The 14956-nt window shown below is 68.1% G+C and carries 12 protein-coding genes; 8 read left to right on the top strand and 4 right to left on the bottom strand.

Annotated elements, in window-relative coordinates; translation table 11 throughout:
* The first annotated feature begins 29 nt into the window (after positions 1–29).
* From ACT3CF_RS12955 to ACT3CF_RS12945, 3 genes are all read left to right on the top strand, one after another.
* Positions 30–1409: a helix-turn-helix domain-containing protein gene (locus ACT3CF_RS12955; RefSeq protein ID WP_478423369.1), complete on the top strand. Its 1380-nt coding sequence runs from the start codon at positions 30–32 to the stop codon at positions 1407–1409.
* 84 nt (positions 1410–1493) lie between these two features.
* On the top strand, positions 1494–1919 hold the full coding sequence (locus ACT3CF_RS12950; RefSeq protein WP_478423368.1) for an organic hydroperoxide resistance protein: 426 nt from the start codon (positions 1494–1496) through the stop codon (positions 1917–1919).
* Between the two features lie 51 nt (positions 1920–1970).
* Positions 1971–2423: a MarR family winged helix-turn-helix transcriptional regulator gene (locus ACT3CF_RS12945; RefSeq protein ID WP_478423366.1), complete on the top strand. Its 453-nt coding sequence runs from the start codon at positions 1971–1973 to the stop codon at positions 2421–2423.
* 15 nt (positions 2424–2438) lie between these two features.
* Here the strand turns inward: ACT3CF_RS12945 and ACT3CF_RS12940 are convergent, their stop codons facing one another.
* Genes ACT3CF_RS12940 through ACT3CF_RS12930 form a run of 3 tightly spaced genes read right to left on the bottom strand, consistent with a single transcriptional unit; the run spans position 2439 to position 3884 of the window.
* Positions 2439–3410, bottom strand: a complete 972-nt coding sequence (locus ACT3CF_RS12940) for an aldo/keto reductase (protein ID WP_478423364.1) — start codon at positions 3408–3410, stop codon at positions 2439–2441.
* On the bottom strand, positions 3407–3622 hold the full coding sequence (locus tag ACT3CF_RS12935; protein WP_478423362.1) for a hypothetical protein: 216 nt from the start codon (positions 3620–3622) through the stop codon (positions 3407–3409). The genes ACT3CF_RS12940 and ACT3CF_RS12935 overlap by 4 nt, the downstream gene beginning before the upstream one ends.
* Before the next feature lie 19 nt (positions 3623–3641).
* Positions 3642–3884 carry a hypothetical protein gene (locus ACT3CF_RS12930; RefSeq protein ID WP_478423361.1) on the bottom strand — a complete coding sequence of 81 codons (243 nt, stop codon included), beginning with the start codon at positions 3882–3884 and terminating at the stop codon, positions 3642–3644.
* 125 nt (positions 3885–4009) lie between these two features.
* Here ACT3CF_RS12930 and ACT3CF_RS12925 point away from each other — a divergent pair, with 125 nt between their 5' ends.
* From ACT3CF_RS12925 to ACT3CF_RS12905, 5 genes are all read left to right on the top strand, one after another.
* On the top strand, positions 4010–4963 hold the full coding sequence (locus ACT3CF_RS12925; RefSeq protein WP_478423503.1) for an ArsR/SmtB family transcription factor: 954 nt from the start codon (positions 4010–4012) through the stop codon (positions 4961–4963).
* Complete coding sequence (gene metF, locus ACT3CF_RS12920; protein ID WP_478423360.1) at positions 4960–5877, top strand: methylenetetrahydrofolate reductase [NAD(P)H]; 918 nt, start codon at positions 4960–4962, stop codon at positions 5875–5877. Before ACT3CF_RS12925 ends, metF begins: the two co-directional genes overlap by 4 nt.
* A gap of 136 nt (positions 5878–6013) precedes the next feature.
* The gene (locus ACT3CF_RS12915; RefSeq protein ID WP_478423358.1) at positions 6014–7060 is read left to right on the top strand and encodes a homocysteine S-methyltransferase family protein; all 1047 of its coding nucleotides are present in this window, start codon (positions 6014–6016) and stop codon (positions 7058–7060) included.
* Between the two features lie 93 nt (positions 7061–7153).
* Complete coding sequence (metH, locus tag ACT3CF_RS12910) at positions 7154–9766, top strand: methionine synthase (protein ID WP_478423356.1); 2613 nt, start codon at positions 7154–7156, stop codon at positions 9764–9766.
* 87 nt (positions 9767–9853) lie between these two features.
* The gene (locus ACT3CF_RS12905) at positions 9854–10879 is read left to right on the top strand and encodes an alanine racemase (protein WP_478423354.1); all 1026 of its coding nucleotides are present in this window, start codon (positions 9854–9856) and stop codon (positions 10877–10879) included.
* Between the two features lie 54 nt (positions 10880–10933).
* Here ACT3CF_RS12905 and ACT3CF_RS12900 read toward each other — a convergent pair whose 3' ends face one another.
* Positions 10934–14653, bottom strand: a complete 3720-nt coding sequence (locus ACT3CF_RS12900) for a TonB-dependent receptor domain-containing protein (protein ID WP_478423352.1) — start codon at positions 14651–14653, stop codon at positions 10934–10936.
* Between the last annotated feature and the right edge of the window lie 303 nt (positions 14654–14956).

The raw sequence follows: 14956 nt of genomic DNA, 5'->3' as shown, positions 1-14956 counted from the left end.
CGCCGTGACGCCGGAGGGAAGGGCGCAGGATGGCCGAAGCCAAATTGTTCGCGGGCCACGCGGTGCGGCGGCTGCGCCGGCAGATGGGGCTGACCCAGGCGGCGATGGCCGATGCGCTCGACATCTCGCCCAGCTATCTCAACCTGGTCGAGCGCAACCAGCGCCCGGTGTCGGCGACGCTGATGCTGCGGCTGGCCGAGGTCTATGACTTCGATCCGCGCCAGCTTGCCGCCGCCGAGCCGGGCGGCGGCGCCGAGGCGATGCGGCGGCGGCTGGCCGACCCGATCTTTGCCGACCTGGAGATCGACCGGGGCGAGCTGGAGGAATGGCTGGGCGCCGCGCCGGGCGGGGCCGAGGCCTTTGCCCGCGCCTATGACCGCATCGGCGCGGGCGGCGCCGCGACGCCGGGGGCGCCCGACGCCGCGCGCGAGGTGCGGCGCGAGATCGAACGCTGGCGCAACCATTTCGCCGACCTCGACGCCGCGGCCGAAGCACTGGCCGACGAACTGCGGATGGGCGCGGGCGACCTGTACGGCGCGATGGCCGAGCGGCTGCGCGTGCGCCACCAGTTGAGCGTGCGCATCCTGCCCGCCGACGTGATGCCCGACCGGCTCAAGCGGCTCGACCTTCATGCGCGCCAGGTCCAGCTTTCCGAACTGCTCGACGCGCCGTCGCGCAGCTTTGCGCTGGCCGAGCAGCTTGCCGCCGAGGTGCGCGGCGAGATCGACGCGCTGGTGCGCGGCGCGGGGTTCGACCGGGTGGGCGAGCGCATCTATCGCCGGCACCTGGTCGGCTATTTCGCCGCGGCGCTGATGATGCCCTATGCCCGCTTCCTGCGCGCGTGCGAGGCGACGGGCTATGACCTCGACGTGCTCCAGCGGCGGTTCGGCGCGAGCTATGCCCAGGTCGCGCACCGGCTGACGACGTTGCAGCGCGTCGGCGCGCGCGGGCTCGCCTTCTTCATGCTGCGCGTCGACCGGGCGGGGCAGGTTTCGAAACGCTATGCCGGGGCGAGCGGGTCGCCGCTGGCCGAGGGGCCGGGGCTGTGCCCGCTGTGGAACCTGTTCGAGAGTTTTGCCCGCGCCGAGGAGATCGTGCCGCAACTGCTCGAGCTTGAGGACGGCAGCCGATGGTTCACGCTGGCGCGCAGCGTGCCCGCGCAGGGCGCGCGCGTGGGCGGCGTGCGGGCGCGCTTTGCGGTCGCGCTGGGCGTGGCTGCGGCCGAAGCCGCCGGGCTTGCGGCGGCCGGCGGGATCGATCTGGCCGGGCCGGCGGTTCCGGTCGGGCTGGGGTGCCGCGCCTGCACGCGCCCGGCCTGTCCGCAGCGCTCGGCGCCGCCCGCGGGGCGGGCGCTGCTGCTGAGCGAGCGCGAGACAGGGATGTCGCCGCTGACCTTTGCCAGCGACTGAGCGGGCGCCGATAAAAGTAACTAGCAATTAGATTGTGCACAACCTATATCGACCCCAGGCAATCGCGCCTGAGGAGATTTTCGCATGGCTACGCTTTATTCGACCCGGGTTCGCGCCGTCGGCGGCCGCGCCGGCACCGTCCGCAGCGAGGACGGCATCCTGGAACTCGACCTTGCGCTGCCGCAGGGGCTGGGCGGCAAGGGCGGCAAGACCAACCCCGAGCAGCTCTTTGCCGCGGGCTATGCCGCGTGTTTCGAGAATGCGGTGCTGCACGTCGCCCGGGCACAGAAGGCCGGGATCGCCGACCAGGCCGTCGAAGTGACCGCCGAGGTGGGGATTTCGCCCAATGCGAGCGGCGGCTTCCAGCTTTCGGTGACGCTGGAAACGGCGATCCAAGGCGTCGACCAGGCGACCGCCGAGGCGCTGGTGCAGGCCGCGCACGCCGTCTGCCCCTATTCGAACGCGGTGAAGGGCAATATTGACGTGGTGTTGACGACCAAGGCCGCGTGACGGCGAGGGGAGGCAGTTCTGACCAGGGATGCGAACGACGACGATCGCCGGATGGACGACCCGTTGCGGCTCGACCGGCAGATCTGCTTCCCCCTTTATGCCGCGACCAACCTGCTGACGCGGCTCTATCGCCCCGTGCTCGCCGAGATCGGGCTGACCTATTCGCAATATCTGGTGATGCTGGTGCTGTGGGAGCAGGCGCCGCAGAGCGTGAGCGCGCTGGGCGCGCGGCTGCACCTCGACAGCGGGACGCTGACGCCGCTGCTCAAGCGGATGGAGGCGGCGGGGCTGGTGACGCGCCAGCGCGACCCGAGCGACGAGCGGCGCGTGCAGATCGCGCTGACCGAGCGCGGCGACGCGCTGCGCGTGCCGGCGCGGCGCGTGCCCGAGACGATGCTGGAGGGCATGGCGTTCGACCCCGCCGAGGGCGACGCATTCCGCGGCGCGGTGCAGGGGCTGGTCGACGTGCTGGCGAAGCGGCTGGACGGCGCGGGCGAGGACTGAGCCCCGGCCCCGGCCTCAGCCCGCCGCGGTGCCGGTGTCGGCCCCCGCGGCGGTGAGCCGGTCGAGCTGGTCGCGGGTGAGCGACACCGTCCACGATCCGAGCAGCGTTTCGAGCTGTTCGACCGAGGTCGCGCTGGCGATCGGCGCGGTGACGCCGGGCTGGGCGGCGAGCCAGGCGAGCGCGATCTGCGCGTGGCCCGCGCCGGTCTCGGCGGCGACCCGGTCCATTTCGGCGAGCACCGCCGCGCCGCGTCCCGACAGCAGCTTGGCCATGCGCCCGCCGCGCACGCTTTTGCCCAGATCGGCCTCGCTGCGATATTTGCCGGTGAGGAAGCCCGAGGCGAGCCCGTAATAGGGGATCACGCCGACATTGTGCGTGATGCACAGGTCCTGAAGCTCGCCTTCGAACTTGCTGCGGCTGATGAGGTTGTATTCGGGCTGGAGCACGCGGAAATGCGGCAGCCCCTCGCGCGTGGCGAGGTCGAGCGCCGACTGGAGCCGCGCGGCGTGGAAGTTCGACGCGCCGATCGCGCGGACCTTGCCCGCCTCGATCAGCCGGGCGAAGGCGCCCAGATAATCGGCCTGGGGCACCGTGGCATCATCCTGGTGCGCGAAATAGAGGTCGATCGTCTCGACCCCCAGCCGCGCGAGCGATTCGTCGCATGCGGCGGCGATGCGCGACGGGGCGAGCCCCTGGCCGCCGGCGCCGGCGAGCATCCCCACCTTGGTCGCGATCTGGACCTGGCCGCGCTTCCGCGACTGACGGAGCCATTCGCCGATCAGGCTTTCCGATTCGCCGCCGCGATGGCCGGGCACCCACACCGAATAGACGTCGGCGGTATCGACGAGCGTGCCGCCGCCGTCGACGAACCGGTCGAGGATGCGGAAGCTCGCGGCCTTGTCGGCGGTCCAGCCGAAGACGTTGCCGCCGAGGACGAGCGGACGGGTGGCGAGCCCGCTGGTGCCGAGGTCGCGGATCGGGATCATGGCTTGGGCTCCGTGGCGTTGGCGTCGTCGGGGGCGAACGCGGCGTTGATGTCGCTCGCCTGCGCGGCGGCGTCGAGCTGGCGCGATTCCTCGGCCGAGGGCGTCGCCGGCGCGGCCGGATCGTGCCCGCCGCCGCACGCGGCAAGCCCGAGCGCGAGCAGCAGGGCGACGGGACGGCGGAAGCGGGACGGGGCGCGCAGGCGAAGGGGCATGGAATGCGGCTCCGAACGATCAGTCGGTGATTTCGTTGCCCTCGGCCATCGCGGCGCCGTTGCCGGCATAGGCGTTTTCGGCATTGGCGAAGGCGCCGTCGAGCGCGGCATTGGCGGCGTCGACATCGCTCACCGCCTCGCCCATCGCGTTGCTGTCGCCCGACAGCGTCTCGTTCGCGCCGGCCGCCTCGTTGCCGGCGCCCCCGCACGCGGCCAGAGCGAAAAGGGCGGGGACGGCAAGCGGGGCGAGCAGGCGGCGCATCGGCGGGCTCCTGAAAAAAGCGAATGGAAAATCAGTGGCGATGGCTAACCCCCGCCGCCGGGGGAGGCAATGGCGCGCATGCTCCGTTGACCTGATATAAAGATTTCTTTATGTCCCAATTCCGCATGGAACGATCGCTCATCCTCTTTCGCGCGCTGGCGGATTCGTCGCGGCTGCGCATCGTCGCGCTGTTGCGCGCGATGGAGCTGGCGGTGGGCGAGCTGGCGCACGTGCTGGGCCAGAGCCAGCCGCGCGTGAGCCGCCACGTCAAGATCCTGTGCGACGCCGGCATCGTCCGGCGGCGCAAGGAGGGGAGCTGGGTCTTCGTCGCGCTGGGCGAGGCGGCGGTGGTCGACCCGCTGCTCGCCGCGCTCGACGCATGGGACCATGACGATCCGGTGCTCGCGGCCGACCTCGCCAAGCTGGAGGCGGTGCGCGCCGTACGCGCGGCGGCGGCGGCCGAATGGTTCGAGGCGCATGCGCGCGAATGGGACGCGATCCGGTCGCTCCACGTCGCCGAAAGCGAGATCGAGGCCGCGATGGCGGCGGCGCTGGGCGACGTGCCGCTGGGCAAGCTGATCGACATCGGCACCGGCACCGGGCGGATGCTGGCGCTGTTCGCCCCGCGCGCGACGCACGCGATCGGGATCGACCGGTCGTCGGAGATGCTGCGGCTGGCGCGCGCCAAGCTGTCCGAACAGGGGCTCGCCAATGCCGAGCTGCGCCAGGCCGACCTTTATGCGCTGCCGCTCGCCGACGCCGCGGCGGACACCGCTATATTGCATCATGTGCTCCATTTCGCGCAGCAGCCGGGCGCCGCGATCGCCGAGGCGGCGCGCGTGCTGGCGCCGGGCGGGCGGCTGCTGATCGTCGATTTCGCGCCGCACGATCGCGAGGAACTGCGCACGCGCGATGCGCACAGCCGGCTGGGCTTTTCGGACGCGCAGATCCTCGGCTGGTTCGAGGCGGCGGGACTGGCGCCGGTGCAGGTCGAGACGCTGGAGGGCGGCGAGCTGACGGTGAAATTGTGGCTGGGCCGGCGGGCACGGCCGGTTGCGGAGAAAGTGAAGGCGGCATGACACGCGTTGATCCCCTGGCCCCGCCGCTGTTCGCCGATGTGGCGGGCGACGTGGCGGTGAGTTTCGAGTTCTTCCCGCCCAAGACCGAGGCGATGGAACGCACGCTGTGGGATTCGATCACCGCGCTGACGCCGATGGGGCCGCGGTTCGTCAGCGTCACCTATGGCGCGGGCGGATCGACGCGCGAACGCACGCACGCGACCGTCGCCCGGATCGCGCGCGAGACGCCGCTGGCCGCCGCCGCGCACCTGACCTGCGTCGAGGCGACGCGCGACGAGATCGACGCCGTCGCCGAGGAATATTGGGCCGCGGGCGTGCGCCACATCGTCGCGCTGCGCGGCGACCCGCCGCGCGCGGGCGAAAAGTACCACACGCATCCGGGCGGATATGAGAATGCCGCCGCGCTCGTCACGGGGCTGCGCCGGCTGCACCCGTTCGAGATTTCGGTCGCCGCCTATCCCGAATGCCATCCCGATTCGCCCGACGCGGCGGCGGACCTCGACAATCTGAAGCGCAAGCTCGACGCCGGCGCGACGCGGGCGATCACCCAGTTCTTTTTCGAGCCGGACACCTTCCTGCGCTTTCGCGACGCGGCGGCGGCGGCGGGGATCGACGCCGAGATCGTGCCCGGCATCATGCCGGTGACCAATTATGCCAGCATCGTCCGCATGGCGGGAATGTGCGGCACCGCGGTGCCGGCGTGGATGGGGCGGCTGTTCGACGGGCTCGACGACCATCCCGGCGCGCGCCAGCTGATCGCCGCGACGCTGGCGGCCGAGCTGTGCCGCAAGCTCTATGCCGGCGGGGTGCGCCAGTTCCACTTCTACACGCTCAACCGGGCCGAGCTGAGCTACGCGATCTGTCATCTGCTGGGGCTGCGCCCCGGCGCGGCGGGGGCTGCGGCGGCGGCGTGAACAGTGCCTTCCCGGAAACGGGAGGCGCGGTGGAGGGGGCCCTCCACCGGCGATGAATCCAGCGGAGGGCCCCCTCCACCCTTCGCGCACGCGAATGGCCGCCCTCCCCGGACCGGGGAGGATCGAGAGACGAAACATGACTGCACGCGAGAAACTGCTGGCCGAAGCCGCCAAGCGCATCCTGATCACCGACGGCGCCTTCGGCACCGAGATCCAGCGCTGGAAGCTCGACGAGGCCGCCTATGCAGGCGATCTGGGGCTCGCGCGCGACCAGAAGGGCAACAACGACATCCTCGCGCTGACCAAGCCCGAGGTGCCGGCGAGCATCCACCGTGCCTATTTCGAGGCGGGCGCCGACATCGCCGAGACCAACACCTTTTCGGCCAACCGGATCAGCCAGGCCGATTACGGCGCCGAGCATCTGGTGCGCGAGATCAACATCGAGAGCGCGAAGCTCGCGCGCAGCATCGCCGACGAGTTCGAGGCGAAAGACGGCCGCCCGCGCTTCGTCGCCGGCGCGCTGGGGCCGACGAACAAGACGCTGTCGCTGTCGCCCGACGTCAACGATCCCGGCTATCGCGAGATCGACTTCGACACGCTGAAGGACGTGTATCGCGAGCAGATCGACGCGCTGGTCGAGGGCGGCGTCGACTTCATCCTGATCGAGACGGTGTTCGACACGCTCAACGCCAAGGCCGGCATCATGGCGGCGATCGAGGCGGGCGAGGCGCTGGGCCGCGACCTGCCGATCATGCTGTCGATGACGCTCACCGACCTGTCGGGCCGCAACCTGTCGGGCCACACGGTCGAGGCGTTCTGGCACGCGGTGCGCCACGCCAGGCCGGTGACGATCGGGCTCAACTGCTCGTTCGGGGCCGAGCAGCTTCGCCCGCACGTCAAGACGCTGTCGGCGATCTGCGACACGCTGATCATGGTCTATCCCAATGCCGGGCTGCCCAACGAACTGGGCCAGTATGACGAGCTGCCCGAGCGGACCGCGGCGCTGGTTAAGGAATGGGCCGATGCCGGACAGGTCAACATCCTGGGCGGATGCTGCGGATCGACCCCGGCGCACATCGCCGCGATCGCGCGCGCCGTGCAGGGGCTGCCGCCGCGCGTCATCCCGACGCCCGAAGTCCGCACGCGGCTGGCGGGGCTCGAGCCGTTCACGATGGCGGCCTAGTCGCCTGAATCCTCCCCGTCGCGAGGCGGGGAGCCGGACCGAAGCGCCAACACCCGCCCCGAGCCGGGGCGGATCGAAGAAGAACCCGAGAGCATGACCACGCCTTCCTCCACCAACTTCGTCAATGTCGGCGAGCGCACCAACGTCACCGGATCGGCCCGCTTCAAGAAGCTGGTGATGGCCGGCGACTATACCGCCGCGGTCGAGGTCGCGCGCCAGCAGGTCGAGAACGGCGCGCAGGTGATCGACGTCAACATGGACGAGGGCCTGCTCGACGCGGTCGAGGCGATGACCACCTTCCTCAAGCTGATCGCCGCCGAGCCGGACATCGCCCGCGTGCCGGTGATGATCGACAGCTCGAAATGGGACGTGATCGAGGCGGGGCTCAAGTGCGTTTCGGGCAAGCCGATCGTCAATTCGATCAGCATGAAGGAAGGCGAGGAAGCGTTCCTTGCCCATGCCCGCAAGTGCATGGCCTATGGCGCGGCCGTGGTCGTGATGGCGTTCGACGAGGCCGGCCAGGCGGACACGCAAGCGCGCAAGGTCGAGATCTGCGAGCGCGCCTACAAGCTGCTCACGGGCATCGGTTTTCCGCCCGAGGACATCATCTTTGATCCCAACGTGTTCGCGGTGGCGACCGGCATCGAGGAGCACAACAACTACGGCGTCGACTTCATCGAGGCGTGCCGCGAGATCAAGAAGCGCTGCCCGCACGTCCATATCTCGGGCGGGCTGTCGAACCTGTCGTTCAGCTTCCGCGGCAACGAGCCGGTGCGCCGGGCGATGCACAGCGTGTTCCTCTATTATGCGATCCCCGCGGGCATGGACATGGCGATCGTCAACGCCGGCCAGCTCGACGTCTATGACGCGATCGACCCCGAGCTGCGCAAGGCGTGCGAGGACGTGGTACTCAACCGCGACCCCGAGGCGGGCGAGCGGCTGGTCGCGCTGGCCGAGAAGTATCGCGGCACCGATGCCGTGGCGGAGAAGCAGGCGGCCGAATGGCGCAGTTGGCCGGTCGAGAAGCGGCTGGAGCATGCGCTGGTCAAGGGCATCGACGCGCATGTCGTCGAGGATACCGAGGAATGCCGCGCGGCGGTGTCGGCACGCGGCGGGCGGCCGATCGAGGTGATCGAGGGGCCGCTGATGGACGGGATGAACGTCGTCGGCGACCTGTTCGGATCGGGCAAGATGTTCCTGCCGCAGGTGGTGAAATCGGCGCGCGTGATGAAAAAGGCGGTTGCGCACCTGCTCCCCTTCATCGAGGCGGAGAAGGAGGCAGGCGCCAAGGCCAAGGGCCGCATCGTGCTCGCCACGGTGAAGGGCGACGTCCACGACATCGGCAAGAACATCGTCGGCGTCGTGCTCCAGTGCAACGGCTTCGAGGTGGTCGACCTGGGCGTGATGGTGCCGTGGACCGACATCCTGAAGGCCGCGAACGAGAACGACGCCGACATGATCGGCCTGTCGGGCCTCATCACCCCCAGCCTCGACGAGATGGTGACCGTGGCGGAGGAAATGCAGCGCGCGGGCATGACGATGCCGCTGCTGATCGGCGGGGCGACGACGAGCCGCGTCCACACCGCGCTCAAGATCGATCCGGCCTATACCGGCCCGGTCGTCCATGTCCTCGACGCCAGCCGTGCGGTGGGCGTGGCGACCGCGCTGGTTTCGGACACGCAGCACGACCCCTATGTCACCAAGGTCGCCGACGAATATGCCCAGGTGCGCGCCGCGCGTGAGGGCAAGGGGCAGAGCGAGCTGGTGCCGATCGACAAGGCGCGCGACAACGGTTTCGAGGCCGACATGGCGCTGAAGCCGCGGCGGCCGCTGATGCCCGGCGTGCACGACTTTCCCGACTGGGACCTGGCCGACCTGCGCAGCTATATCGACTGGACGCCCTTTTTCCGCGCCTGGGAGCTGGCGGGCAATTTCCCCGCGATCCTCGACGATGCGGTCGTCGGCGACAGTGCGCGTTCGCTCTATGCCGATGCGCTGAAAATGCTCGACACGCTGATCGCCGAAAAATGGCTTACCGCGCGCGGCGTTGCCGGGCTGTGGCCGTGCCGCCGCGACGGCGACGATGTGGTCGTCCATGCCGACAGCGACCATTCGGTGCGGCTGCCCTTCCTGCGTCAGCAGATCGCCAAGCGCGAGGGGCGGGCGAACATGTGCCTGGCCGACTTCATCGACCGCGACGGCGACTGGATCGGCGGCTTTGCGGTGTCGATCCACGGGATCGAACCGCACCTGGCGCGGTTCAAGGCCGCGATCGACGATTATTCGGACATCCTGCTGAAGGCGCTGGCCGACCGGCTGGCCGAGGCGTTCGCCGAGCGGCTGCACCAATATGTGCGGACCTCGCTATGGGGTTATGCCGAGGGCGAGCAGCTCGACAATGCCGCGCTGATCCGCGAGCAATATCGCGGCATCCGGCCGGCGCCCGGCTATCCCGCCTGCCCCGACCACAGCCTGAAGCCGGTGCTGTTCGACCTGCTCGACGCGCACCGCCGCACGGGAATCACGCTGACCGAGAGCTTTGCGATGCTGCCGACGGCGGCGGTCTCCGGCTTTTACTTCGGGCACCCGCAGGCCGAATATTTCGGCGTCGCGCGGGTCGGGCGCGACCAGCTGGAGGAATATGCGGCGCGGCGCGGCGTGAGCGTCGAGCAGGCCGAGCGCTGGTTGCGCCCCAACCTCGATTGAGCGGCGCGCGCGCGTTGCACCCGCTGCATCCGGGCGCGCGCAGGAAAGGGGTTTTGGCGCGGGCGCAATGGTTCTAACCCTCGCCGGATGACGGACTCCCCCCTTCGGCTGCGCCTCGACGGCGCGGCGCTCGTTTCGAACTGGCGGCACCTGCAACGGCTGAGCGGCGCGGCGGCGTGCGGCGCGGCGGTGAAGGCCAACGGCTATGGCCTGGGCGCACACGGCGTCGTCGAGCGGCTGGCGGCGGCGGGGTGCCGCGATTTCTTCGTGGCGAGCTGGGCCGAGGCGCGCGCGATCGCCGACCTGGGCGTCGCGGTTTCGGTGCTGCACGGCGCCCGGGCCGAGGACATGGCCGACCGCCCCCCCAATGTGCGCCCCGTGCTGGCGAGCGCGGCGCAGGTGCAGCGCTGGCGCGCGGCGGGCGGCGGCGCGTGCGACGTGATGGTCGATACCGGCATGAACCGGCTGGGCATCGCGCCGCAGGACGTCGCCGACGGGCTGCTCGACGGGCTCGAGGTCGAGACGCTGCTGAGCCACCTGGTTTCGGCGGAGGAGGATGTGGCGCTCAACGCCCGCCAGCGCGCGCGTTTCGCCCCCTTGCGCGAACGGAGCGGCGCACGGCGGCTGAGCCTGGCCAATTCGTCGGGAATCGCGCTGGGCCCCGATTATCATTTCGACGTCACCCGGCCGGGGATCGCCCTCTATGGCGGGCGCCAGCGGCCCGAGCATGACGCGATCCGCCAGGTGGCAACGCCCGAGGCACAGATCCTGCAGCGGCGGCGCGTGCCCGCGGGCGAGACGATCGGTTATAACGCGACCTTCACCGCGCCCGCCGACATGGAAGTGGCGATCGTCAACATGGGCTATGCCGACGGCTATCTGCGCTGTTTCTCGAACCGGGGACGCGCGCGGGCGGGCGGCGCGGTGTTGCCGGTGCTCGGCCGCATCTCGATGGACCTGACCGCGATCGGCGTCGATGCCGCACCCGAACTGGCCGAGGGCGACTGGGTGGCATTCGATTACGACCTGCCCGAGACCGCGGCGCTGAGCGGGCTGTCGCAATATGAGCTGCTGACCGGGCTGGGCGCGCGGTTCGCGCGGGTTTGGGGGTAAGAAAAAAGGGGGCTGCCGTTGCCGGCAGCCCCCAGCATTTCACGCGAGGCCGGTTCAGAAATTCGCCGTTGCAGCGATCTGGAAACGACGGCCGATCTGATCGTAATAATCCGCAAAGCGGTAGCCGAGCGAGCCGACCGAGGTCTGGTCGAGCAGGTTGGCCACGCTCAACTGAAGCCGGAACGACTTGTCGATGTCGTAGCCGAGCGCCAAGTCGATATTGTTGACCGGCGAATAGCGGCTGTACGGATATTGCTCCGACGTCGCCGGGAGGCCGCTGACGAAGATGCGGGTCGGCGATTCGCGGTTCCATGCGACCTGACCATAGAGCCCGTCATGGTCGTAACGGACCGAAACGCGGCTCTTGAGCGTCGGGCGGCCGCGGCTGCCGGCGCTGCCGATCGTGTCGTCGAACGCACCCGACGACGATTCATCGTAGCTGATCAGATAATAGGCACTTCCCGAGAAGGACAGCTTGTCCGAACCCAGTGCCACCGAATAGTCGAGCGCGAAGTTCGCCGCCTTGATGCGGATACCGCCCAGATTGAGGAAACCGGCGCGGAAGCCGTTCTGCAGCTGGAAGCTGGCGTCGCGCGAGAACTGCGAACAGGTGTTCACGCCGACCGAAGGCGAGGGATCCGGATAGGTCTTGCTGTCGTAGCAGGTCTGCAGGATCGTGCCCAGGCCGACGGGGACGATGGTATCGTCGAGCTGAACCTCGATATAGTCGGCCGAGATGTTGAGGTTCTTGACCCAGCGCGGGCGCAGCACCGCACCGACCGTCCAGCTTGTCCCGCGTTCGGGCTTGAGGTTGGGCGCCCCGGTATAGGTACCCTGCAGCCCCGAGCCAGCCGGCGTGAACGAGGCGAGGAACGCCGTTGCCGAAGCCGTATCGGTCGCGTTGCCGTTGGCGATCGCAGCCGCCACGCAGTTGGCGCGACGCGTCGCCGGCGTCGACCCCGAATCGATATTGGCGGGGCTGCAATAGTCGGTGGGCGTCGTGAACACCGGCTGACCGCCGAGGAAAAGCTCGACGATCGACGGCTGACGGACCGATTTGGTGTAGTTGCCGCGGAACAGGATGTCACGGATCGGCCGCCAGGTGCCGGCGAGCGAATAGATCGAGTTCCAGTCGCCGCTGGCCTTGGGGCTGATCACTTGGCCCGCGAGATTGCGATACCGTGCCGCCTCACCGTTCTGCTTCGACACGCGGAAGCCGGGGTTGAACGTCAGGTCGCCGAGGAAGCCGAGGAAGCTCTCGCTCGTGATCGGCACGGCCAGCTCGCCGCCGAACTCGTAGGTGTGCGTCGTAGCGTCGGTATTGGCCGACGGCGCCGAGCGTGACCGGCCGAGCTGGTTGAGGTCGTTGGTCGTGAACTTCAGATGCTCGCGGCGATATTCGCCGTTGGCGTTCACCATCAGCGTGCCAGCGGGCAGGTCAAACAGACCCCCGCCCACCGAGAACTGGAGGTACGTTTGCTCCGACAGGTTTCGGAACAGCGACGGGCTGAGCACGTACTTCTTCGATTCCTCCGACATCTGGTTGTAGCCGAAGGGATTGAGCGGCTTGCACGAGTCGATCAGATCCTGGGTAATGGTCGGCGTAACCAGTACCTCGGTCGGCAGGCCGTCTGCTCCCTTGCGCCGCGTGATATTCTCGGCCGTGCCGATCGGCGTCTTGCCGAGGTATTGGTTGGGGAAAACCTGTGCTCGGCAGACGATGCGCCCGTTCGCCACACCCGTGGTTGCGAGGCCCTGATCGACGGCATCGAGCGCGAGCTGGTATTCCAGATCACCGATACCATAGGAGCGGGTGTTCTGTTTCGAATTGCCGTAGGTCGCCGAGACCTCGGCAGTCCAATCCTTGCCGAGCAGGCCGAACTTTGCCTTCAACCCGGTCGAGATTCGGTAGGTCTCCTGGCGGTTCGTATAAGGATTGGGGCCGAAGATGTCCTGGTTCTGACGCGTGACGATGAAGTTGCCCCGGTTCGATGCGGTGGGGTTGATGCCGACCGAATCCAGCACCGCACGATTCTGCGCCGTGAGGAACGGATTGTTGTAGTTGACCATCAGTGCGGCATTTTCCTGGCTGCTTGTCAGGAAGTTCTGTGCACCAGAGATATTGCCGAGTGAACGATTGAGAACATTGGCATACATGTTCTCTGTCCAGAACGTCAGCGAATCGCTGATGTCGTATTTGGCGTTGGCATTGAAAACATAGCGATCCTGCTGGGTTCGCAGCACCGTGTTTTCAAGGCTGCGGCGGAAACCGCCATTCCCGCCGACCGACGATCCGACCGTGAGCGGCGAATTGCCGCCGACCGGGCCCGAGAAATTGTAGGTCCGCAGCGTCCCGTCGTCGTTGAACTCAAGCGGCACCGCGACGTATGGCAGCACCTGGTTCACCGGTACCTGAACGGTGGTGTTGTTAACCTTGACATTGACCAGCGTCGTGTCGGTATTCGCGACGCGTGGTACGTCGGGCGCGAAAGTGCCGATGAAATAGTTGAGATTGACGCCGGGATTTGCGGCGAGGAATTCGCGTGCGGTAAAACGGTTTGCCTGGAGGAGGTTGACCGCGATTGCAGTCTGTTGCGACGCGCTGGACCCCGCGGGCGCCGTTACACCATAGGCGGCCAATACCTGTGCAGCCGTGACATTGCTGGGCAGTGCGGTGGGCGCGAAGGTGGTGTAGGGGACGTTGGTTGCCTGCGTGCTCCGTCCGTTGAGGCCGTTGCCGCCGACCAGCGCGGAACCCGGCGTTCCCTGGATGATCTGTCCCGAAGTCACCCAATAGCCGTTGTTGGGTGTCGAGATCGTCGTGCGCGCGCCGGCTGCGGTGGTCGCGGTGATCGCGAAGCCGACGGGCGCGATGCCGTTCTGGAAGGTGATATAGTTGCTGGTCTTGAGCGACGCGCCGCTACCCGACGTGATCGGGGTATAGGCTGGATAGAAGGTCGTGCTGTTGACGTTGAGCACGGTACCCGGGTTGCTGAGCGTCTGCGTCACCAGGCCGAATGCGAACAGCGTCGACGGCTGGCCGTCATCCGACGCGCGGAGGAACGCGCCATTGTTCGCGCCGGTCACGTCGATGACCGAGGTTCCGGTGAAGTTCGGGTTGCGGATGCCGCCGTTCAGCGGATTGGTGTAGCTGCCGGGACGGATGTTGCGGAAATCGCGCGCCGTCGCCTGCAGGCCGTCGTTGCGGCTGTACTCGCCCGACAGGGTGATGTTGGCACGACCGTCGAGGAAGTTCCAGCCGGCGAGGGCGCTGAGCTGATACTGGCCCGTGTCGCCGCGGCCGGCCATGCCGCCGCGTGCCTGAATGCGGTAGCCGTCAAAATCGGTACGCAGGATATAGTTGACGACGCCGGCGACCGCATCGGCGCCGTAAGCGGACGCGCCGCCGACGGTGACGATGTCGATCCGTTCGACCAGCGACGAAGGAATGGCGTTGACGTCGACCTGACTGCCCGTTTCGTTGCCTGCGACGAACAGCGAGGCCGAGTTGCCCGACACAAAGCGCCGGCCGTTGACGAGCGTCAGCGTGCGCGCGGTGCCGAGATCGAGCAGGTCGACGAATGCGGCGCCGAGGCTGGCGGTCTGGCCGCCGTTGTTGCCGCTGAGCGGGCTGGCGCCGGCACCGACGAACGGAATGTCGTTGACCGCTTCGAGCGCATTGGTGAAGCCGCGCGTGTCGATCGTGTCGGCGCGAATCTGGACGCCGGGCAGAACACCTTCATATTCCGGGCGCGGAATGCGCGAACCGGTCACGACGATCTGTTGTTGATCTTCTTGTGCTGTCTTCCCCTGTTCGGTTTGAGCCGGCTCGGCCCGGGTCGGCGCCGCCGGACCCGTCTGGGCCAACGCCGCCGTCGGAAACATGGTGGACACACTTGCGAGCGCAGTGGCCCCTAGCAGACGATAGAGTTTCATCATTTTGCCCCACCAGGCGGAATGCCTGATGGTTCCGCAGCATCATTTCGGAAACAAACATTACAAGATGGTGCCCGCAGGGGCGTGCGCTTTCGCCAGACAAGTTGCAATTTTACCACATATATAGAAATATAAGTGCGA

The organism is Sphingomonas chlorellae, from assembly GCF_056485145.1.
Note: the sequence above shows the minus strand (reverse complement) of the source record. Positions and strands in the feature narration are given on the sequence as shown.

What these genes read in the sequence shown, in the direction of transcription:
- metH (WP_478423356.1), top strand. Translation starts at nt 7,154, where the DNA reads ATGACCACGCCTTCCTCCACCAACTTCGTCAATGTCGGCGAGCGCACC.
- ACT3CF_RS12930 (WP_478423361.1), bottom strand. Translation starts at nt 3,884, where the DNA reads ATGCGCCGCCTGCTCGCCCCGCTTGCCGTCCCCGCCCTTTTCGCTCTG.
- ACT3CF_RS12955 (WP_478423369.1), top strand. Translation starts at nt 30, where the DNA reads ATGGCCGAAGCCAAATTGTTCGCGGGCCACGCGGTGCGGCGGCTGCGC.
- ACT3CF_RS12950 (WP_478423368.1), top strand. Translation starts at nt 1,494, where the DNA reads ATGGCTACGCTTTATTCGACCCGGGTTCGCGCCGTCGGCGGCCGCGCC.
- ACT3CF_RS12905 (WP_478423354.1), top strand. Translation starts at nt 9,854, where the DNA reads ATGACGGACTCCCCCCTTCGGCTGCGCCTCGACGGCGCGGCGCTCGTT.
- ACT3CF_RS12915 (WP_478423358.1), top strand. Translation starts at nt 6,014, where the DNA reads ATGACTGCACGCGAGAAACTGCTGGCCGAAGCCGCCAAGCGCATCCTG.
- metF (WP_478423360.1), top strand. Translation starts at nt 4,960, where the DNA reads ATGACACGCGTTGATCCCCTGGCCCCGCCGCTGTTCGCCGATGTGGCG.
- ACT3CF_RS12935 (WP_478423362.1), bottom strand. Translation starts at nt 3,622, where the DNA reads ATGCCCCTTCGCCTGCGCGCCCCGTCCCGCTTCCGCCGTCCCGTCGCC.
- ACT3CF_RS12940 (WP_478423364.1), bottom strand. Translation starts at nt 3,410, where the DNA reads ATGATCCCGATCCGCGACCTCGGCACCAGCGGGCTCGCCACCCGTCCG.
- ACT3CF_RS12925 (WP_478423503.1), top strand. Translation starts at nt 4,010, where the DNA reads ATGGAACGATCGCTCATCCTCTTTCGCGCGCTGGCGGATTCGTCGCGG.
- ACT3CF_RS12945 (WP_478423366.1), top strand. Translation starts at nt 1,971, where the DNA reads ATGGACGACCCGTTGCGGCTCGACCGGCAGATCTGCTTCCCCCTTTAT.